The 19,103-nt window shown below is 60.8% G+C and carries 13 protein-coding genes, 2 tRNA genes and 3 rRNA genes; 8 read left to right on the top strand and 10 right to left on the bottom strand.

Going from position 1 to position 19,103, the window contains the following annotated elements; translation table 11 throughout:
* Nucleotides 1-65: 65 nt before the first annotated feature.
* From rrf to tyrS, 6 genes are all read right to left on the bottom strand, one after another.
* Nucleotides 66-181: ribosomal RNA gene (rrf, locus tag O6P39_RS02940) — 5S ribosomal RNA — on the bottom strand.
* Nucleotides 182-311: 130 nt separating this feature from the next.
* Nucleotides 312-3,203, bottom strand: a 23S ribosomal RNA gene (locus tag O6P39_RS02935).
* Nucleotides 3,204-3,435: 232 nt separating this feature from the next.
* Nucleotides 3,436-3,511: transfer RNA gene (locus tag O6P39_RS02930), tRNA-Ala, on the bottom strand.
* Nucleotides 3,512-3,538: 27 nt separating this feature from the next.
* Nucleotides 3,539-3,615 (bottom strand) — tRNA-Ile (locus O6P39_RS02925).
* A gap of 64 nt (nucleotides 3,616-3,679) precedes the next feature.
* Nucleotides 3,680-5,215 (bottom strand): 16S ribosomal RNA (locus tag O6P39_RS02920).
* Together the 16S, 23S and 5S rRNA genes with 2 tRNA genes alongside form the textbook arrangement of a ribosomal RNA operon.
* A gap of 545 nt (nucleotides 5,216-5,760) precedes the next feature.
* Entirely contained in the window at nucleotides 5,761-6,960 is a 1,200-nt protein-coding gene (gene tyrS, locus O6P39_RS02915) for a tyrosine--tRNA ligase (protein ID WP_275609973.1), read from the bottom strand.
* Nucleotides 6,961-7,142: 182 nt separating this feature from the next.
* On the opposite strand from tyrS, the gene O6P39_RS02910 reads away from it, so the two are divergent.
* Both O6P39_RS02910 and O6P39_RS02905 read left to right on the top strand, forming a co-directional pair.
* Nucleotides 7,143-8,588: a peptidoglycan DD-metalloendopeptidase family protein gene (locus O6P39_RS02910; protein ID WP_275609972.1), complete on the top strand. Its 1,446-nt coding sequence runs from the start codon at nucleotides 7,143-7,145 to the stop codon at nucleotides 8,586-8,588.
* Between the two features lie 3 nt (nucleotides 8,589-8,591).
* The gene (locus O6P39_RS02905) at nucleotides 8,592-9,683 is read left to right on the top strand and encodes an anhydro-N-acetylmuramic acid kinase (RefSeq protein ID WP_275609971.1); all 1,092 of its coding nucleotides are present in this window, start codon (nucleotides 8,592-8,594) and stop codon (nucleotides 9,681-9,683) included.
* A 57-nt stretch (nucleotides 9,684-9,740) separates the two neighbouring features.
* On the opposite strand, the gene erpA is transcribed toward O6P39_RS02905, so the two are convergent.
* From erpA to O6P39_RS02890, 3 genes are all read right to left on the bottom strand, one after another.
* Nucleotides 9,741-10,091 (bottom strand): iron-sulfur cluster insertion protein ErpA, encoded by a 351-nt coding sequence (erpA, locus tag O6P39_RS02900; RefSeq protein WP_275609970.1) that lies wholly within the window; start codon nucleotides 10,089-10,091, stop codon nucleotides 9,741-9,743.
* 135 nt (nucleotides 10,092-10,226) lie between these two features.
* Entirely contained in the window at nucleotides 10,227-11,261 is a 1,035-nt protein-coding gene (gene argC, locus O6P39_RS02895; RefSeq protein WP_275609969.1) for an N-acetyl-gamma-glutamyl-phosphate reductase, read from the bottom strand.
* 83 nt (nucleotides 11,262-11,344) lie between these two features.
* Nucleotides 11,345-12,718: a chloride channel protein gene (locus O6P39_RS02890; RefSeq protein ID WP_275609968.1), complete on the bottom strand. Its 1,374-nt coding sequence runs from the start codon at nucleotides 12,716-12,718 to the stop codon at nucleotides 11,345-11,347.
* 159 nt (nucleotides 12,719-12,877) lie between these two features.
* Between O6P39_RS02890 and hemJ the strand changes: the two genes are divergently transcribed.
* The 4 genes from hemJ (at nucleotide 12,878) to O6P39_RS02870 (ending at nucleotide 16,337) form a co-directional block, all read left to right on the top strand.
* Nucleotides 12,878-13,300 (top strand): protoporphyrinogen oxidase HemJ, encoded by a 423-nt coding sequence (gene hemJ / locus O6P39_RS02885; RefSeq protein WP_275611872.1) that lies wholly within the window; start codon nucleotides 12,878-12,880, stop codon nucleotides 13,298-13,300.
* 23 nt (nucleotides 13,301-13,323) lie between these two features.
* Complete coding sequence (locus O6P39_RS02880) at nucleotides 13,324-14,292, top strand: nitronate monooxygenase family protein (RefSeq protein WP_275609967.1); 969 nt, start codon at nucleotides 13,324-13,326, stop codon at nucleotides 14,290-14,292.
* 106 nt (nucleotides 14,293-14,398) lie between these two features.
* Nucleotides 14,399-15,493, top strand: coding sequence for a DUF805 domain-containing protein (locus O6P39_RS02875; RefSeq protein ID WP_275609966.1), 1,095 nt, complete (start codon nucleotides 14,399-14,401; stop codon nucleotides 15,491-15,493).
* A gap of 55 nt (nucleotides 15,494-15,548) precedes the next feature.
* Nucleotides 15,549-16,337, top strand: a complete 789-nt coding sequence (locus O6P39_RS02870) for an SDR family oxidoreductase (protein ID WP_275609965.1) — start codon at nucleotides 15,549-15,551, stop codon at nucleotides 16,335-16,337.
* A gap of 7 nt (nucleotides 16,338-16,344) precedes the next feature.
* Here the strand turns inward: O6P39_RS02870 and O6P39_RS02865 are convergent, their stop codons facing one another.
* Nucleotides 16,345-17,826, bottom strand: coding sequence for an AAA family ATPase (locus tag O6P39_RS02865; protein ID WP_275609964.1), 1,482 nt, complete (start codon nucleotides 17,824-17,826; stop codon nucleotides 16,345-16,347).
* Between the two features lie 92 nt (nucleotides 17,827-17,918).
* On the opposite strand from O6P39_RS02865, the gene O6P39_RS02860 reads away from it, so the two are divergent.
* Complete coding sequence (locus O6P39_RS02860) at nucleotides 17,919-18,257, top strand: histidine triad nucleotide-binding protein (RefSeq protein WP_275609963.1); 339 nt, start codon at nucleotides 17,919-17,921, stop codon at nucleotides 18,255-18,257.
* A gap of 95 nt (nucleotides 18,258-18,352) precedes the next feature.
* A complete protein-coding gene (gene coq7 / locus O6P39_RS02855) occupies nucleotides 18,353-19,000 on the top strand; it encodes a 2-polyprenyl-3-methyl-6-methoxy-1,4-benzoquinone monooxygenase (RefSeq protein WP_275609962.1) in 648 nt (215 codons plus the stop codon).
* Nucleotides 19,001-19,103: the final 103 nt, after the last annotated feature.

Genomic DNA, 19,103 nt, shown 5'->3' with positions numbered 1-19,103 from the left:
GGTTTTCCCGCGCGCAAAGCAAAACCCCCGGCCAGCTTTCGCTAACCAGGGGCTTTGGGATAGGAGCTTGACGATGACCTACTCTCACATGGGGAAACCCCACACTACCATCGGCGATGCGTCGTTTCACTGCTGAGTTCGGGATGGGATCAGGTGGTTCCAACGCTCTATGGTCGTCAAGCAATTCTTTAGGACGCTCGTGGCATTCGCACACGCTCATCCAGATTCGGGTATGTGACAGTCTTTGCGGTTCACACGAACTTTCGGTTCGTCGACTTCACCATCGAACACACAAATTGTTTGGGTGTTATATGGTCAAGCCTCACGGGCAATTAGTATCGGTTAGCTCAACGCCTCACAGCGCTTACACACCCGACCTATCAACGTCGTAGTCTTCGACGGCCCTTCAGGGGAATCAAGTTCCCAGTGAGATCTCATCTTGAGGCTAGTTTCCCGCTTAGATGCTTTCAGCGGTTATCTATTCCGAACATAGCTACCCGGCAATGCCACTGGCGTGACAACCGGAACACCAGAGGTTCGTCCACTCCGGTCCTCTCGTACTAGGAGCAGCCCCTCTCAAATCTCAAACGTCCACGGCAGATAGGGACCGAACTGTCTCACGACGTTCTAAACCCAGCTCGCGTACCACTTTAAATGGCGAACAGCCATACCCTTGGGACCGGCTTCAGCCCCAGGATGTGATGAGCCGACATCGAGGTGCCAAACACCGCCGTCGATATGAACTCTTGGGCGGTATCAGCCTGTTATCCCCGGAGTACCTTTTATCCGTTGAGCGATGGCCCTTCCATACAGAACCACCGGATCACTAAGACCTACTTTCGTACCTGCTCGACGTGTCTGTCTCGCAGTCAAGCGCGCTTTTGCCTTTATACTCTGCGACCGATTTCCGACCGGTCTGAGCGCACCTTCGTACTCCTCCGTTACTCTTTAGGAGGAGACCGCCCCAGTCAAACTGCCCACCATACACTGTCCTCGATCCGGATGACGGACCAGAGTTAGAACCTCAAGCATGCCAGGGTGGTATTTCAAGGTTGGCTCCACGCAGACTGGCGTCCACGCTTCAAAGCCTCCCACCTATCCTACACAAGCAGGCTCAAAGTCCAGTGCAAAGCTACAGTAAAGGTTCACGGGGTCTTTCCGTCTAGCCGCGGATACACTGCATCTTCACAGCGATTTCAATTTCACTGAGTCTCGGGTGGAGACAGCGCCGCCATCGTTACGCCATTCGTGCAGGTCGGAACTTACCCGACAAGGAATTTCGCTACCTTAGGACCGTTATAGTTACGGCCGCCGTTTACCGGGGCTTCGATCAAGAGCTTCGCTTTCGCTAACCCCATCAATTAACCTTCCGGCACCGGGCAGGCGTCACACCCTATACGTCCACTTTCGTGTTTGCAGAGTGCTGTGTTTTTAATAAACAGTCGCAGCGGCCTGGTATCTTCGACCGACATGGGCTTACGCAGTAAATGCTTCACCCTCATCGGCGCACCTTCTCCCGAAGTTACGGTGCCATTTTGCCTAGTTCCTTCACCCGAGTTCTCTCAAGCGCCTTGGTATTCTCTACCCGACCACCTGTGTCGGTTTGGGGTACGGTTCCTAGTTACCTGAAGCTTAGAAGCTTTTCCTGGAAGCATGGCATCAACCACTTCATCATCTAAAAGACGACTCGTCATCAGCTCTCGGCCTTGAACACCCGGATTTGCCTAAGTGTTCGGCCTACCACCTTAAACTTGGACAACCAACGCCAAGCTGGCCTAGCCTTCTCCGTCCCTCCATCGCAGTAACTAGAAGTACAGGAATATTAACCTGTTTCCCATCGACTACGCTCTTCAGCCTCGCCTTAGGGACCGACTAACCCTGCGTCGATTAACGTTGCGCAGGAACCCTTGGTCTTTCGGCGTGGATGTTTTTCACACCCATTGTCGTTACTCATGTCAGCATTCGCACTTCTGATACCTCCAGCAAGCTTCTCAACTCACCTTCACAGGCTTACAGAACGCTCCTCTACCGCGCATCTTGCGATGCACCCGTAGCTTCGGTGTGTGGTTTGAGCCCCGTTACATCTTCCGCGCAGGCCGACTCGACTAGTGAGCTATTACGCTTTCTTTAAAGGGTGGCTGCTTCTAAGCCAACCTCCTAGCTGTCTAAGCCTTCCCACATCGTTTACCACTTAACCACAACTTTGGGACCTTAGCTGACGGTCTGGGTTGTTTCCCTTTTCACGACGGACGTTAGCACCCGCCGTGTGTCTCCCACGCTGACACTTCCAGGTATTCGGAGTTTGCATCGGTTTGGTAAGTCGGGATGACCCCCTAGCCGAAACAGTGCTCTACCCCCTGGAGTGATACGTGAGGCGCTACCTAAATAGCTTTCGAGGAGAACCAGCTATCTCCGAGCTTGATTAGCCTTTCACTCCGATCCACAAGTCATCCCCTACCTTTTCAACGGGAGTGGGTTCGGTCCTCCAGTCAGTGTTACCTAACCTTCAACCTGCTCATGGATAGATCGCCCGGTTTCGGGTCTATACCCAGCGACTAAATCGCCCTATTAAGACTCGCTTTCGCTACGCCTTCCCTATACGGTTAAGCTCGCCACTGAATATAAGTCGCTGACCCATTATACAAAAGGTACGCAGTCACCTAACAAAGTAGGCTCCCACTGCTTGTACGCATACGGTTTCAGGTTCTATTTCACTCCCCTCTCCGGGGTTCTTTTCGCCTTTCCCTCACGGTACTGGTTCACTATCGGTCAGTCAGTAGTATTTAGCCTTGGAGGATGGTCCCCCCATATTCAGACAAAGTTTCTCGTGCTCCGTCCTACTCGATTTCACTTCAAAGAACCTTTCACATACGGGGCTATCACCCACTATGGCCGCACTTTCCAGAGCGTTCTGTTAGATTCAAAGAAGCTTAAGGGCTAGTCCCCGTTCGCTCGCCACTACTAAGGGAATCTCGGTTGATTTCTTTTCCTCAGGGTACTTAGATGTTTCAGTTCCCCTGGTTCGCCTCTTGCACCTATGGATTCAGTACAAGATACCTAGGTTATCCTAGGTGGGTTCCCCCATTCAGAGATCTCCGGATCAAAGTCTGTTTGCCGACTCCCCGAAGCTTATCGCAGGCTACCACGTCTTTCATCGCCTCTGACTGCCAAGGCATCCACCGTATGCGCTTCTTCACTTGACCATATAACCCCAAGCAATCTGGTTACAGTCTCGAACGTGAAGACGACATTCGCCGAAAATTCGCGCTTGAACTCGCAAATTTTACCTTGACTTGAATAATCACCAGTGAAAGAGATTATTCAGTCTACTTCTATCACATACCCAAATTTTTAAAGAACAGTTCTGGCACAAAGACCAGACAGCAAGGTTCGTTACACCGAACATTCCTGTCTGAGCTTTCGACGATTTAGAGATGGTGGAGCCAAGGAGGATCGAACTCCTGACCTCCTGCGTGCAAAGCAGGCGCTCTCCCAGCTGAGCTATGGCCCCATCGGATCAGCAGCACACCACAACAATTGGTGGGTCTGGGCAGATTCGAACTGCCGACCTCACCCTTATCAGGGGTGCGCTCTAACCAACTGAGCTACAGACCCAATCGTCTAACCAGTGAATCAAGCAATTCGTGTGGGAGCTTATGAAGAAGCTGCGATCTTCGATTAAGGAGGTGATCCAGCCGCAGGTTCCCCTACGGCTACCTTGTTACGACTTCACCCCAGTCATGAATCACTCCGTGGTAACCGTCCCCCTTGCGGTTAGACTAGCTACTTCTGGAGCAACCCACTCCCATGGTGTGACGGGCGGTGTGTACAAGGCCCGGGAACGTATTCACCGTGACATTCTGATTCACGATTACTAGCGATTCCGACTTCACGCAGTCGAGTTGCAGACTGCGATCCGGACTACGATCGGTTTTGTGGGATTAGCTCCACCTCGCGGCTTGGCAACCCTCTGTACCGACCATTGTAGCACGTGTGTAGCCCTGGCCGTAAGGGCCATGATGACTTGACGTCATCCCCACCTTCCTCCGGTTTGTCACCGGCAGTCTCCTTAGAGTGCCCACCCGAGGTGCTGGTAACTAAGGACAAGGGTTGCGCTCGTTACGGGACTTAACCCAACATCTCACGACACGAGCTGACGACAGCCATGCAGCACCTGTGTTCCGATTCCCGAAGGCACCCTCGCATCTCTGCAAGGTTCCGGACATGTCAAGGCCAGGTAAGGTTCTTCGCGTTGCTTCGAATTAAACCACATGCTCCACCGCTTGTGCGGGCCCCCGTCAATTCATTTGAGTTTTAACCTTGCGGCCGTACTCCCCAGGCGGTCGACTTATCGCGTTAGCTGCGCCACTAAAATCTCAAGGATTCCAACGGCTAGTCGACATCGTTTACGGCGTGGACTACCAGGGTATCTAATCCTGTTTGCTCCCCACGCTTTCGCACCTCAGTGTCAGTATCAGTCCAGGTGGTCGCCTTCGCCACTGGTGTTCCTTCCTATATCTACGCATTTCACCGCTACACAGGAAATTCCACCACCCTCTACCGTACTCTAGTCAGGCAGTTATGGATGCAGTTCCCAGGTTGAGCCCGGGGATTTCACATCCATCTTACCAAACCACCTACGCGCGCTTTACGCCCAGTAATTCCGATTAACGCTTGCACCCTTCGTATTACCGCGGCTGCTGGCACGAAGTTAGCCGGTGCTTATTCTGTTGGTAACGTCAAAACAGCAAGGTATTAACTTACTGCCCTTCCTCCCAACTTAAAGTGCTTTACAATCCGAAGACCTTCTTCACACACGCGGCATGGCTGGATCAGGCTTTCGCCCATTGTCCAATATTCCCCACTGCTGCCTCCCGTAGGAGTCTGGACCGTGTCTCAGTTCCAGTGTGACTGATCATCCTCTCAGACCAGTTACGGATCGTCGCCTTGGTAGGCCTTTACCCCACCAACTAGCTAATCCGACCTAGGCTCATCTGATAGCGCAAGGCCCGAAGGTCCCCTGCTTTCTCCCGTAGGACGTATGCGGTATTAGCGTTCCTTTCGAAACGTTGTCCCCCACTACCAGGCAGATTCCTAGGCATTACTCACCCGTCCGCCGCTGAATCATGGAGCAAGCTCCACTCATCCGCTCGACTTGCATGTGTTAGGCCTGCCGCCAGCGTTCAATCTGAGCCATGATCAAACTCTTCAGTTCAATACTGCTTGGGTTTTGCGAAAACCCTAAACTTGGCTCAGCAATCGCATGCTCTATTTAAAGAGCTAAAACTCTCGAATTCACGAGTGTTACTTGCGTTGCTGATAATCAGTCGATCATCAGTCTTACATCACAAGCACCCACACGAATTGCTTGATTCGACTTGTTAAAGAGCAGTTGGTCAAGGCTTTCGTCTCAACCGAGGCGCGCATTCTACAGCAGCGTCTCATCTTGTCAAGCGTTGTTTTCGAAAATTTTCTTTTCTACTCAACCGCTTGCGCTTCGGAGAAGGAAGCCTTCTCACCAGCGGGAGGCGCATTCTACAGCGATCAAACTCACTGTCAAGCACCTCGATGATCTTCTTTTCGATTCACTGCCGGAGCAGCGAATGAAGAGTGGCAAGTGATTCACCTGCCGGACCACCACCCTCAGCTTCGAATCTTTGTAAGTGCTTGATTTTCAAGCTCTTTCAGCGCTTCGTCGCTGGGAGTGGTGCGCATTATAGGGACTTAAAAAGACCCGTCAACGACTTTTTTAAACTTTCTTTACTCGGTGACCAGGGTGACACGTGCGAAGGCCTTCTTGCCGGCCTGCAGAACGTGGGTAGCGCCGATCTTGAAGACAAAGCTGCGATCCACGACTTCGCCGTCCACACGCACGCCGCTGGAAGACAGCAGATCGCGAGCGACTGCGGAGTTCTTCACCAGGCCAGCCTTATTAAGGACTGCGCCGATCGGCAGGTCTTCGGCCGCAGCGACTTCCACTTCCGGCAGGTCTTCCGGCAGCTCGCCCTCCTTCAGACGGTTACCGGCGGACTTGTGCGCCGAAGCGGCAGCCTCTTCGCCATGGAAGCGAGCAACGATTTCCTCGGCCAGCTTGATCTTGATGTCGCGCGGGTTGGCGCCTGCCTCTACATCCTTCCTGAAGCCTTCGATCTCTTCCATGGAGCGGAAGCTCAGCAGCTCGAAGTAACGCCACATCAGGGTGTCCGGGATGGAGACCAGCTTGCTGTACATGACGCCCGGCGCTTCCTGGATGCCGATGTAGTTGCCCAGGGACTTGGACATCTTCTTCACGCCATCCAGACCTTCCAGCAGCGGCATGGTCAGGATGCACTGCGGCTCCTGATCGTACGCACGTTGCAGCTCACGCCCCATCAGCAGGTTGAACTTCTGGTCGGTGCCGCCAAGCTCCACGTCCGCGCGCAGCGCTACCGAGTCGTACCCCTGAACCAGCGGATAAAGGAACTCATGAATGGCGATGGACTGGTTGTTGGCATAGCGCTTGCTGAAATCATCGCGCTCCAGCATACGGGCAACGGTGTACTGGGAAGCCAGGCGAATGAAGTCAGCGGGGGAAAGCTGGTCCATCCAGGTGGAATTGAAGGCCACTTCGGTCTTCGCGGGGTCGAGGATCTTGAAAACCTGTGCCTTGTAGGTCTCGGCGTTCTCGAGAACCTGCTCGCGAGTGAGGGGAGGACGGGTAACACTTTTCCCACTGGGGTCACCGATCATCCCAGTGAAGTCACCGATCAGGAAGATCACCTGATGCCCCAGATCCTGGAACTGGCGCAGCTTATTAATTAGAACGGTGTGACCGAGGTGCAGATCGGGGGCGGTCGGGTCGAAGCCGGCCTTGATACGCAGGGGCTGGCCGCGCTTGAGCTTTTCGATCAGCTCGGCCTCCACGAGAATTTCGTCCGCTCCGCGCTTGATCAGCGCCAGCTGCTCTTCGACCGACTTCATTGCAGTTTCCTGTACGTTGCGAATTGCGAAAGGGAACCAACGATACAAGAACAGGCACTAAAAACAAGTTTTGCCCGGCGCCAGAGGACAGGACGTCAGAAGCCCGTCAGCAGGGTTGCCTCTGAAGGAATTTGGTTATATTTTAGGCAGTTATTTCACATTCCCAAAACACCACTCACGCCATGACGCAATCCGATCAGAAAGCGCCGTACTACCCGAAGAGCCATCTGCTGGCCGCAAGCGGTGTAGCAGCGCTCCTCAGCCTGGCTCTGCTGGTGTTCCCCTCGGCCGAGGTCGAGGCGAAGAAGACCACGCTCAATCTGGAGCTGGAGAGCGGCACAGACCGCATCATTCAGGAAAAAGACGATCTTCGACCCAACCCGGTCACGGAAGACGACGGCTCTTCTCCCTTTGCACAGATAGAAGGTTCGTCCGATAACCAGAACAGCGCCGGAAAAGACGCGGAAAAGAAGAACGATCTCGCCGACTCGAGTAAACAAGCCTCCCCCTCCGCCCCCGCAGAGCCTGCGTGGAAGAGCGTGACCGTGGGCAAGGGCGACACTCTTTCCAACGTGTTCGCGAAGGCCGGCCTGCCGGCGAACGTCGTGCACGACATGCTTGCCGCCAACAAGGACGCCAAGCAGTTCACTCGTCTCGATGTCGGCCAGGACGTGGATTTCCTCATTGACGCCAAGGGCGACCTGCAGGGCCTGAAGGTCAAGCGCAGCGACATGGAGACCATCAGCCTGAGCAAGTCCGCCAAGGGCTATGACTTCAAGCGCGACCTGGTCAAACCGTCGGTGCACGCCAACTACGCCCACGGCCGCATCGACAGTTCGCTGTTCGCCGCCGGCAAGAACGCAGGCCTGTCCCACGACCTGATCATGTCGATGGCCAACATCCTCGGCTACGACATCGACTTCGCCCAGGATATTCGCGAAGGCGACGAGTTCGATGTGATCTACGAATCCCAGCAGGTGAACGGTAAGCAGGTCAACACCGGAAGCATCCTCGCTGTCCGCTTCGTCAACCGCGGCAAGGAATACACCGCGGTGCGCTACACCACCAGGCAGGGCAACACCAGCTACCTGCGCGCCGACGGCAGCAGCATGCGCAAGGCGTTCATCCGAACTCCGGTGGACTTCGCCCGCATCAGTTCGCGCTTCTCGATCGGGCGTTTCCACCCCATCCTGAACAAGATTCGTGCACACAAGGGCGTGGACTACGCGGCGCCCATCGGCACGCCGATCAAGGCTACCGGCGACGGCAAGATCCTCGAAGCCGGCCGCAAGGGCGGTTACGGCAACGCCGTCGTGATCCAGCACGGCCAGCGCTATCGCACCGTGTACGGCCACATGAGCCGCTTCGCCAAGGGCATCCGCTCCGGTGTAGCGGTGAAGCAGGGCCAGATCATCGGTTACGTTGGCATGACCGGCCTGGCCACCGGCCCGCACCTGCATTACGAGTTCCAGGTCAACGGCCAGCACGTCGATCCGCTGAGCGCCAAACTGCCGACGGCCGACCCGCTGAGTGGTCCGGAACGCAAGCGCTTCCTCGCTCAGACCCAACCGCTGATCGCTCGCATGGACCAGGAGAAGGCAACCTTCCTGGCCCTGAACAAGCGCTGAGCCATGCCGCTCTATCTTGGGGTGATGTCCGGCACCAGTCTCGACGGACTGGACATCGCCCTGATCGAGCAAGGCGAGCAGACCACGCTGCTCGCGTCCCATTACCTCCCCATGCCGCCGGCTCTTCGCGCCGACCTCCTGTCGCTCTGCTCCTCCGGCCCTGACGAAGTCGCCCGCTCCGCCCTCGCGGAAAACAACTGGGTTCGCCTCGCGGCCCAAGGCATCAACGAACTCCTGGCCCGCGAAACGCTGGATGCCAGTGCGATTCGCGCCATCGGCAGCCACGGCCAGACCATTCGCCACGAGCCGCATCTGGGCTTCACCGTACAGATCGGCAATCCGGCACTGCTCGCCGAGCTGACCGGTATCGATGTGGTGGCTGACTTCCGTCGTCGCGATGTCGCTGCCGGCGGCCAGGGTGCGCCCTTGGTCCCGGCCTTCCACCAGGCCTTGTTCGGCAGCGACAGCCGCGAGTGCGCGATCCTCAATGTCGGCGGCTTCAGCAACGTCTCCCTGCTCAGCCCCGGCAAGCCCGTCCGTGGGTTCGACTGCGGCCCGGGCAATGTGCTGCTGGATGCCTGGATTCAGGAACAACGCGGCGAAGCCTACGATCGTGATGGCGCGTGGGCAGCCAGCGGCAGTATCGACCAGTCTCTGCTACGGGTGATGCTGGCGGACGACTTCTTTGCCGCGAAGGGCCCGAAGAGCACCGGCCGCGAACGCTTCAACCTGAACTGGCTGACATCGCTGCTGGCCAATCACGGCCCGGTAAAAGCCGAAGATGTGCAGGCGACCCTGCTGGAGCTGACGGCACACAGCATTGCTGCCGCGCTTCTGGATGCGCAGCCGGGCTGCGAGGAAGTGGTGGTCTGTGGTGGTGGAGCGTTCAACACCACCCTTATGCAACGCCTGGCCGCGCATATGCCTGGCGCAGACGTGATCAGCAGCATCGACCGCGGCGTGCCGCCGGAGTGGATGGAAGCCATGGCCTTCGCCTGGCTGGCCCATCGATTCCTCGAGCGCCTGCCCGGCAACTGCCCGGAGGTCACCGCCGCCCGGGGGCCTCGCATTCTAGGCGCGCTCTACCCTGCCTGAACCGACTGCACAAACAAAAACGCCGCGCTATTGCGCGGCGTTTTCATTACTACGGCATCAGATCGAGAAGGACTGGCCGCAGCCACAGGTGGTCGCTGCGTTCGGGTTCTTGATAACGAACCGCGAACCTTCGAGGCCTTCCTGGTAGTCCACTTCCGCACCGGCGAGGTACTGGAAGCTCATCGGATCGACCACGAGGCTGACGCCGTCGCGCTCGACGATGGTGTCGTCGTCCGCGGTGTCCTCATCGAAGGTGAACCCGTACTGGAAGCCCGAGCAGCCACCGCCCGTGACGAACACCCGCAGCTTCAGACGCGGATTGCCTTCTTCGTCGATCAGGTTCTTCACCTTGTTTGCAGCGCCGTGGGAAAACACCAGCGGGGTGGGGGTGAAGGTTTCGATGGTCATGGTGACAACTCTCCCGGCCGAGGCCGTACGTTACAACATTGCGGGCTATTATCCGCTTACCCCAGAAAAACGGTCAACTAATCCAACTCATCCTTTGGTCCAGATCAATCGGCCGCTTTCCGGGGCAATCCGTCCTTACGGCAGCAGCGCGACGTTGGACAGGCCCATGTGCTCGTCCAGGCCGAACAGGATGTTCATGTTCTGGATCGCCTGGCCGGATGCGCCCTTCACCAGGTTGTCGATCACCGACAGGATCACCACCAGGTCGCCACCCTGCGGACGGTGCACGGCGATGCGGCAAACGTTGGCGCCGCGCACGCTGCGGGTTTCCGGATGGCTGCCGGCCGGCATCACGTCGACGAACGGCTCGTTGGCGTAGCGCTCTTCATAGAGCTTCTGCAGGTCCACGCCACGGTCGGCGACGCGGGCATACAGGGTCGCGTGGATACCGCGGATCATCGGGGTCAGGTGCGGTACGAAGGTCAGGCCGACATCGCCTTTCGCTGCACGACGCAGGCCCTGGCTGATCTCCGGCAGGTGACGGTGGCCCTTGACCGAGTAGGCCATCATGCTCTCACCGGCCTCACAGAACAGCGAACCGACCTTGGCGCCACGGCCAGCGCCACTGACGCCGGACTTGCAGTCGGCGATCAGCTGGCTGGCATCGGCCAGGCCGTTTTCCAGCAGCGGGATGAAACCGAGCTGGGTGGCGGTCGGATAGCAGCCGGGCACGGCGATCAGGCGCGCTGACTTGATGGCCTCGCGATTCACTTCCGGCAGGCCGTAGACGGCTTCGGGCAGCAGTTCGGGCGCGCCATGAGGCTGGCCGTACCACTTGGCCCACTCTTCGGCGTCCTGCAGGCGGAAGTCCGCGGACAGGTCGATCACCCGGGTGCCGGTGGCCAGCAGCTCGCCGGCCAGGGCATGAGCGACGCCATGAGGCGTGGCGAAGAACACCACGTCACACTCGCCCAGGCGCTTCACGTCCGGCACGCTGAACGCCAGGCCGTCATAGTGGCCTCGCAGGTTCGGGTACATATCGGCGACTTTCACGCCCTCCTCGGAACGCGAGGTAATCACCTCGACGTGCGCCTGGGGATGCTGTGCCAGCAGGCGCAGCAGTTCCACGCCCGTATAACCCGTACCACCTACGATACCGACCTTGATCATCTACCTGTCACTCCACCTATGGGGCCAAATTCAGGGGCAGTCATGATATGAGCCGCTGCCCCCGCTGAACAGAGCGAATGTGCCTAGGAGGCAGACCCTTTGGTCGGGGCCAGGGTTTCCTGCATCTGACGGGCGAGTGCGTGGTAAATGGGCAACGGGGTAAACCGACCGGAAATGCCGCTGGCCAGGAGGGTCGCAGCGAGGATTGGAATCAGCATGTCCGGGCTGTGGGACATTTCCACCGTGATGACTGTGGCGGTCAGGGGCGTGCGCGTCACACCGGCAAGGTACGCGGACATTCCCAGCAGCCCCACCGCCGACAGGCTCGCGCCGGGAATCAATGGCGTAAGCCAGGGGGCAAGGCTGGCACCAACGGTGAGCGAAGGCGAGAACAAGCCACCGGGAATCCCCGCAATGAAGGACACCACGTTGGCGGTGAACTTCCACAGCAGGAAGTCATGCCCCACCACCGGCTGGCCATCCAGAATGGAGCGGGTCTCGGCGTAGCCGGTGCCGAACACGTGCTGCCCCGACAGCAGGCCCAGGAGCGCCAGCAGCAGACCGCAAACGAAAGCGAAACGGAGCGGCCAGCGCCCGCGCCAGCGGCTGATGAAGCTCAGGGGTCCCTGCTGGGCAGGCAGGACCAGGCGACAGTACAGAGCGCCGAGCAGCCCGCCCAGAACACCGCAGGCCACCACGGCAATCCAGGCGGGCCCCAACGGCATGCTCTCGGATAGCCGACCGAAATAGCTGTAGCTGCCCATCAGGCCGAGCGTAACCATGCCGCCAAGCAGGACCGCAGTCAGCACCAGGCCGCTGAAGCGCTGCTCGAAGCTGCGGCTCATCTCCTCGATGGCGAACACCACACCGCCCAGCGGCGTATTGAAAGCCGCCGCGATGCCTGCCGCGCCACCGGCGATGATCAGCCCGGAAACCGTACGCTTGCCATAGAGACCGAGCCGTCTGCCGAGGGAATACATCAGCGCGGCGCCGATGTGCACCGTAGGCCCCTCGCGCCCGGCCGAGGCACCTACCAGCAGTGCCAACAGGGTGAGGAACAGTTTGCCCACGGCGATCGGCAACGACAGCAGGGCATTGCGGGTCCGGCTGCTGCGCTGTTCCAGGGCCACGATGACCTGCGGAATGCCGCTGCCACGGGTATTTTTCAGCGCCCCCTGGGTCAGCCAGACCAATCCGGCGAAACCCAGCGGACAGACCAGCCACGGCCACCACTGGCTGTGCGCGACCACACCGCGAAACGTCGCACTGGCGAGGTCCGCCAGATGCGCGAAGACCAGCGCCACCAACCCCACCAGCAAGGCCCCCACCCAGAAAGCCAGAGTCCGTCGCCAGCGTCGTAGCAAGGGATGCCGCAGCCATGAGCGCTTCGGCGCCTGCTGCGGCGAAGCCTGGGCAATCGACTCGGAGGTGCTCTGGGGCGGCGTGGAATCGGACATGGGCACGAGTCGGGCATCTGCCGGATGCCGAGCGGCATACGCGGCAACGCGCCACGCATGGAAAGGTCGATGACGTCCCTAGTGTAATAGAACCAGGGATGACGCCATTGCACCGCGCCACTACTATCGGCTCATCACCGATCCGAGGAAGTCCCGATGCTGTACCTGTGGCTCAAAGCCTTTCACATCATTGCCGTGGTCTGCTGGTTCGCCGGCCTGTTCTACCTGCCGCGCCTGTTCGTCTACCACGCCATGAGCGAGGATGCCGCCAGCCGGGAGCGCTTCTGCGTGATGGAGCGCAAGCTGTACCGCGGCATCATGGGCCCCTCGATGATCCTCACCATCCTCCTGGGCGCCTGGATGCTCTACCTGAACCCGGCCTGGCTGAGCCAGGGCTGGCTGCACGCCAAGCTCACCCTGGTGGTCCTGCTGATCGGCTACCACCACGCCTGCGGCGCCATGCTCAAGCGCTTCGCCCGCGGCGAGAACGGCCGCAGCCACGTGTTCTACCGTTGGTTCAACGAGGTACCGGTACTGTTCCTGCTTGCCATCGTCATCCTGGTGGTGATCAAACCCTTCTGACTCTGCCGTCCGAGGAGACTGCCATGTCCCTGCCTGCCCTGCTCGACCGTCGCCTGCGCGTTCCCCTGGTGGCGGCACCGATGTTCCTGGTGTCCACCCCGCAACTGGTACTGGCCTGCTGCAAGGGCGGCATCGTCGGCAGTTTCCCGGCGCTGAACCAGCGCGAAAGCAGCGGCTTCAAGGCCTGGCTGGAGGAAATCGAGGCGGGCCTGGCCGCCGATCCCAAGGCGGCGCCCTACGCGGTGAACCTCATCGTCCACCACAGCAACCCGCGTCTGCAGGCGGACCTGGCGCTGTGTGTGGAGCATCGCGTCCCTATCGTCATCACCAGCCTGGGCGCGGTGCGCGAGGTGGTGGACGCCGTGCACAGCTATGGCGGACTGGTCTTCCATGACGTCACCACCCGCCGCCACGCCGAAAAGGCCGCGGAAGCCGGAGTCGATGGACTGATCGCGGTCGCCGCCGGCGCCGGCGGCCATGCTGGCACCTGGAGCCCCTTCGCGCTGATCGCAGAGATCCGCCAGTTCTTCGACAAGACCCTGCTGCTGGCCGGCTGCATCAACCACGGCCATGAGATTCTCGCCGCGCAGGTGCTTGGCGCCGACCTCGCCTACCTCGGCACCCGCTTCATCGCCACCCGCGAGAGCAACGCCTCCACCGACTACAAGCGGATGCTCCTCGAAGCCCGCGCCGCCGACATCATCCATACGCCGGCGGTGTCCGGCGTACCGGCCAGCTTCATGCGCCAGAGCCTGGAGGCCGCCGGCTTCGACATGAAACGCCTGACCGACAAGGCCGACATCAACTATGGCGAGAAGCTCAAGCCGGTAAGCGACGAGGCCAAGGCCTGGAAGACCGTCTGGTCGGCCGGCCAGGGGGTCGGCAACATCCATGACCTGCCGTCGGTGGAGGAACTCATCGCCCGGCTCGACAACGAGTACCGCCAGGCCTTGAGCCGCAGCACGACGCTGCCCGGCCAACTGCTGGTCTGACCAGCGCCACCACTTGCCGATATGTATAGCGGGGCAGCTTGTTGCCCCCAAAAGGCACGATTACGCTGTATCGATCTCACCACAGCCCGCTGACAAGGATGCCCCAATGGACCAAGCCCGCTTCAAGATCGTGTTCGACGGCACGCTGATGCCACAGACACCGCTGGAAACCGCCAAGGAAAACCTCGCCCGCCTGTTCAAGAGTGACACGTCGAAGATCGACGCACTGTTCAGCGGCAAACCGGTGGTGCTCAAGCGCGACCTCTCCGACGACGAGGCCGACAAATACCTCCGAGCCCTGCACGGCGCAGGCGCCAACGCCCGCAAGGAAGCCGAGGAGCAGGCAGGAGGCTTGAGCCTGGTCGAAACCGACGACCATCCCAACGAAGCAACGCTCGCCAGCCGCGCCCCCGCTGAAACGCTCCGCGATGACCAGATGACCTGTCCCAAATGCGGGCATGTACAACTCAAGGCCAGCGACTGCAGTGCCTGCGGCATCATCATCGAGCGCTATCTCGCCCGTCAGGCCGAGATGAACGCCAGCATGGCAACATCCGGCACCGGGACATCGACCGCGTCCCCCTATGCGCCGCCGCAGGCCCGCGTCGGTGACGAGTTGCCGGAATTCGGCGAACTTCAGCCCTTCACCAGCGAAGGCCGGATCGGCCGGGTCCGCTATCTGGGCTGGAGCATGGCGCTGTTCCTGGTCGCCATCCCGATCTTCCTGCTGGTGGCCGGTGCCTTCGCGATCTCCCAGACGCTGGGCATGCTGCTGGCGGCAGTCGTGTTCATCGCCTACGCCATCGTCGGTGTCATGATGGGCATTCAGCGCCTGCACGATATCGGCTGGTCGGGATGGCTGATGCTGCTCAACATCGTCCCGGTGGTGGGCAGCGTGTTTCCCCTGCTGATGATGCTGATCCCCGGCAACGACGGCGCCAACCGCTACGGCCCGCCGCCGCCGCCCAACAGCCGTGGCGTGGTGGCGCTGGCCTGGAGCATGGTGATCGTTCCGGTGGTAGTCGGTATCCTTGCCGCCATCGCGATTCCCAGTTACGAGCAGTACGTCGAGCGCGCCAACGCAGCCCAGTACCAACAGGGCGAGCCGGATGCCGCCGCATCGGCCGATCCGTCTGAGGAATTCAACAGCGGCGACACCGAAGGCGCCGACTCCGACGACGCCGGCGGCACCGACCAGTAATGCAACAACCCGTGGCGGGCGTGGTCGAACGCCACCCCGCCACAGAGACCTTTGAATGCCTCGTTTTGCCCTCATCACCGGCGCCTCCAGCGGCATCGGCCTGGCGCTGGCCGAAGCCCTCGCGCGGCGCGGCCAGGCGCTGATCCTGGTGGCCCGCCAGCGCGATGCGCTGGACAGCATCGCCTGCGAGCTCTCGCAGCGCTTCGGCGTCGAGGTGCTGTTCCGCGTCTGCGATCTCTCCGAGCCGCTGCAGATTTCCGGTCTGCTCCATGAGCTGGAGCAAAGCGGCCGGCAGATTGAGCTGCTGGTGAACAACGCCGGCATCGGCACCTCAGGTTCCTTCCTCGACCATGACTGGTCCAGCGAGCAGGAACTTCTGGAACTCAACGTCCTCGCGGTCGCGCGCCTGTGCCATGGCATCGGCGCGATGATGGAGCGCAGCGGCGGCGGGCAGATTCTCAATGTCGCGTCGGTGGCCGGCCTGCTGCCCGGCCCGTGGATGAGCAGCTACTACGCCAGCAAGGCCTTCGTGCTGCACTTCTCCGAAGGGCTGCGCGAGGAGCTGCGCGGACGCGGCATCAAGGTTTCCGTGCTGTGCCCCGGACCGACCCGCACCGCCTTCTTCCGCCATGCGGAGCTGCAGACCTCCCGGTTCGATGGCGGCAAGCTGATGATGTCACCCGAAGAGGTCGCCTTCCGCACCGTCAGGGCGCTGCGCCGAGCGCCGGCGATCATCATCCCTGGCTGGCGCAACCGTCTGATGGCCTTCGCCGTACGCCTGCTGCCACGCTGGGCGCTGCGCAAGCTGGCCGGCCGCCTCAACCGCATGGCGCTGGCCAGCTGAGCCGTATTCAGTCGGCCCGCACCGTGCGGCCGTCGGCCCACTCCCGCAGTTGGGCCAGTTCCTCGGCCATCACCACCGACAGCGGCGCCGTCCGCCGGATTTCCTCCAGCAGCAGCGCTTGATCCACCGATTTCTGCCGCGCCTGCGCAGCATAGAAGGTGCCGACCACGGCCTGCTCGATCTCCGCGCCGGAAAAACCCTCGGCTGCATCGGCCAGCGCGCCCAGCTCGAACTGCGCCACGTCCAGCTCGCGGCGCGCCAGGTGGATGCGGAAGATATCCATGCGCACCTCACGCTCCGGCAGGTCGACGAAAAACAGTTCATCGAAGCGCCCCTTGCGCACCAGTTCCGGCGGCAGACGGTCGATGGCATTGGCAGTGGCGACCATGAACACCGGCGCCTTGCGTTCCGCCATCCAGGTCAGCAGGGTGCCGAGCACGCGCTGGCTGACGCCATTGTCCTGGTCGCCGGTGGCCACGCCCTTCTCGATCTCGTCCGCCCAGAGCACGCAGGGCGCCATGCTGTCGGCCAGGCGCAGCGCCTCGCGCAGGTTGCGCTCGGTCTCGCCGAAGTACTTGTTGTACAGGCTGCCGAAGTCCAACCGCAGTAGCGGCAGGCCCCAGAGTCCGGCGACAGCCTTGGCCGCGAGGCTCTTGCCGCCACCCTGCACACCGACCAGCAGCACACCCTTGGGCAGGTCCTTCTCTTTACCCTCGGTGAAGGCGCTCTGCCGCTCGCCGAGCCAACGTTTGAGGTTCGCCAGCCCGCCAACTTCGGCAAAGCGCGCGGTGTCGTGCTCGAAGCTGAGCACACCGTCGAGGTTGAGCAGCTCGAACTTGGTGCGATTGAGTTCCGGCAGGTCTTCCTGGGTGATCGCACCGTCATTGCAGATCACCCCGCGCGCCAGCGAGCGGGCCTCGCCGTGGGTCAGGCCACGCAGGTTCTTCACCACCTGGCGCAGGGTACGGTTGTCCGTGCGCACGCGCGCCCCGCTGTTGCGCTCGCTCCAGCGCGTGGCTTCTTCGCGGACGATGCCAACCAGTTCGTCCTCCGAAGGCAGCGACAGGGCGAAGCGCGCGGCGAAACGCTGGACCTCCGCCGGCAGCTTCAGCGCATGGGACACCAGGATCACCGTGGGCTTGAACGTGCCCTCGGCCATGGCGATTTCCTTGAGCAGGCGAACCGCACGGGGGGTGTCATTGAGGTAGGGATGCAGGTCGCAGAGTACGTAGAGCGTTGGCTGCGGGTCGGCCTTGATCAGTTGCAGCGCGGTTTCCGCCTCGCGGCTGTCGCCCGCGCCCTGCGGCTCGCCGCCGAAGCCCAGGCGCTGCAAGCCCTCGGTCGCCGACCATAGCCGCAGGTCGAGCCCGCGGCGCACGGCAAGGCCGGTCAGGGTTTCCAACACCCGGGGCTCGTCCCAGGACTCGATCACGATCAGCTTGACCCTGGAATCGAGTACCAGGCCCAGGTCATGGATATCGTTCTGCACGCTGGCTCCTTGCGAATACCGCCGCGAACCTGGGCGGTGCGGGTCACGGCCGCTAAACTCCTGTTCCAGCCAACCAGATCGGAGGAACGTCCGTGGACTGTTTGTTCTGCAAGATCGTCGCCGGGGAAATTCCCGCGCGCAAGCTCTATGAAGATGACCAGGTGATCGCCTTCCACGACATCGGCCCACAGGCACCGGTGCACTTCCTGGTGGTGCCGAAGAAGCACATTGCTACCCTTCACGACCTGCAGGAAGCAGACAAGCCATTGGCCGGGCATATCCTCTTCACCGCCCAGCGCCTGGCCCAGGAACTGGGCTGCGACGAAGGCTTCCGCGTGGTGATGAACTGCAACGACCTGGGTGGGCAGACCGTGCACCACATCCACATGCACGTGCTCGGCCAGCGCCAGATGCACTGGCCGCCGGGCTGACAGGTAACCTGGGGACTCTTTGCGCGCACCACGGCAAGACCTGTCATCCGCCATCCGGTAAACTGCCGGGCGAATGTTCTTTCCGGAGGTGCGCCATGTCCGCCGACCGTCACTACTCCCCCGCCGACCGCTTCCTGCTGCAAGCCGATGCCGCCTTGCGCACCCTGCTGCCGTTCAGCGGCCACCCGGGGCGCCCGTCGCCGGCCATCGTCCAGCCCGACGCCGAGCTCAGCGAAACCGATGCCCGTCATGTCGCCGGTCTGATGCGCATCAACCACACCGGTGAAGTCTGTGCCCAGGCGCTCTACCAGGGCCAGGCGCTGACCGCCAAGCTGCCGCACGTACGTAAAGCCATGGAAGTCGCCGCCGACGAGGAAGTCGACCACCTGGCCTGGTGCGAACAGCGCATCCGCGAACTGGGCAGCCGACCGAGCCTGCTGAATCCGCTGTTCTATGGCCTGTCGTTCGGCGTTGGCGCGGCCGCCGGTCTGATCAGCGACCGCGTCAGCCTCGGTTTCGTCGCCGCCACCGAGGATCAGGTGTGCAAGCACCTCGACGAGCACCTGACCGAGCTTCCCGCCGAGGACCAGAAGTCCCGCGCCATCCTCGAACAGATGCGCACCGACGAGCAGCACCACGCCACCAGCGCCATCGAGGCCGGCGGCCTGCGCTTCCCCGCGCCGGTGAAGTTCGGCATGACCCTGCTGTCGAAGGTGATGACCAAGTCAACCTACCGGATCTGAGCCGGCCGGAAACAAAAAGGGGCACCCGGTGGGTGCCCCTTTTTCGTTTCTACTATCGAGCGTTACGAGCGCAGGAGAGACAAGGCGAAAAGTCGGGATGAAA

The organism is Pseudomonas sp. PSE14 (assembly GCF_029203285.1).
Lineage (GTDB): Bacteria > Pseudomonadota > Gammaproteobacteria > Pseudomonadales > Pseudomonadaceae > Pseudomonas.
The sequence above is the reverse complement of the archived record's forward strand: the minus strand, read 5'-3'. Positions and strand labels throughout refer to the sequence as shown.

Excerpts from the sequence above, each read along its gene's own strand:
- tyrS (WP_275609973.1), bottom strand. The coding sequence starts at position 6,960 with ATGAAGTCGGTCGAAGAGCAGCTGGCGCTGATCAAGCGCGGAGCGGAC.
- O6P39_RS02910 (WP_275609972.1), top strand. The coding sequence starts at position 7,143 with ATGACGCAATCCGATCAGAAAGCGCCGTACTACCCGAAGAGCCATCTG.
- O6P39_RS02905 (WP_275609971.1), top strand. The coding sequence starts at position 8,592 with ATGCCGCTCTATCTTGGGGTGATGTCCGGCACCAGTCTCGACGGACTG.
- erpA (WP_275609970.1), bottom strand. The coding sequence starts at position 10,091 with ATGACCATCGAAACCTTCACCCCCACCCCGCTGGTGTTTTCCCACGGC.
- argC (WP_275609969.1), bottom strand. The coding sequence starts at position 11,261 with ATGATCAAGGTCGGTATCGTAGGTGGTACGGGTTATACGGGCGTGGAA.
- O6P39_RS02890 (WP_275609968.1), bottom strand. The coding sequence starts at position 12,718 with ATGTCCGATTCCACGCCGCCCCAGAGCACCTCCGAGTCGATTGCCCAG.
- O6P39_RS02880 (WP_275609967.1), top strand. The coding sequence starts at position 13,324 with ATGTCCCTGCCTGCCCTGCTCGACCGTCGCCTGCGCGTTCCCCTGGTG.
- O6P39_RS02875 (WP_275609966.1), top strand. The coding sequence starts at position 14,399 with ATGGACCAAGCCCGCTTCAAGATCGTGTTCGACGGCACGCTGATGCCA.
- O6P39_RS02870 (WP_275609965.1), top strand. The coding sequence starts at position 15,549 with ATGCCTCGTTTTGCCCTCATCACCGGCGCCTCCAGCGGCATCGGCCTG.
- coq7 (WP_275609962.1), top strand. The coding sequence starts at position 18,353 with ATGTCCGCCGACCGTCACTACTCCCCCGCCGACCGCTTCCTGCTGCAA.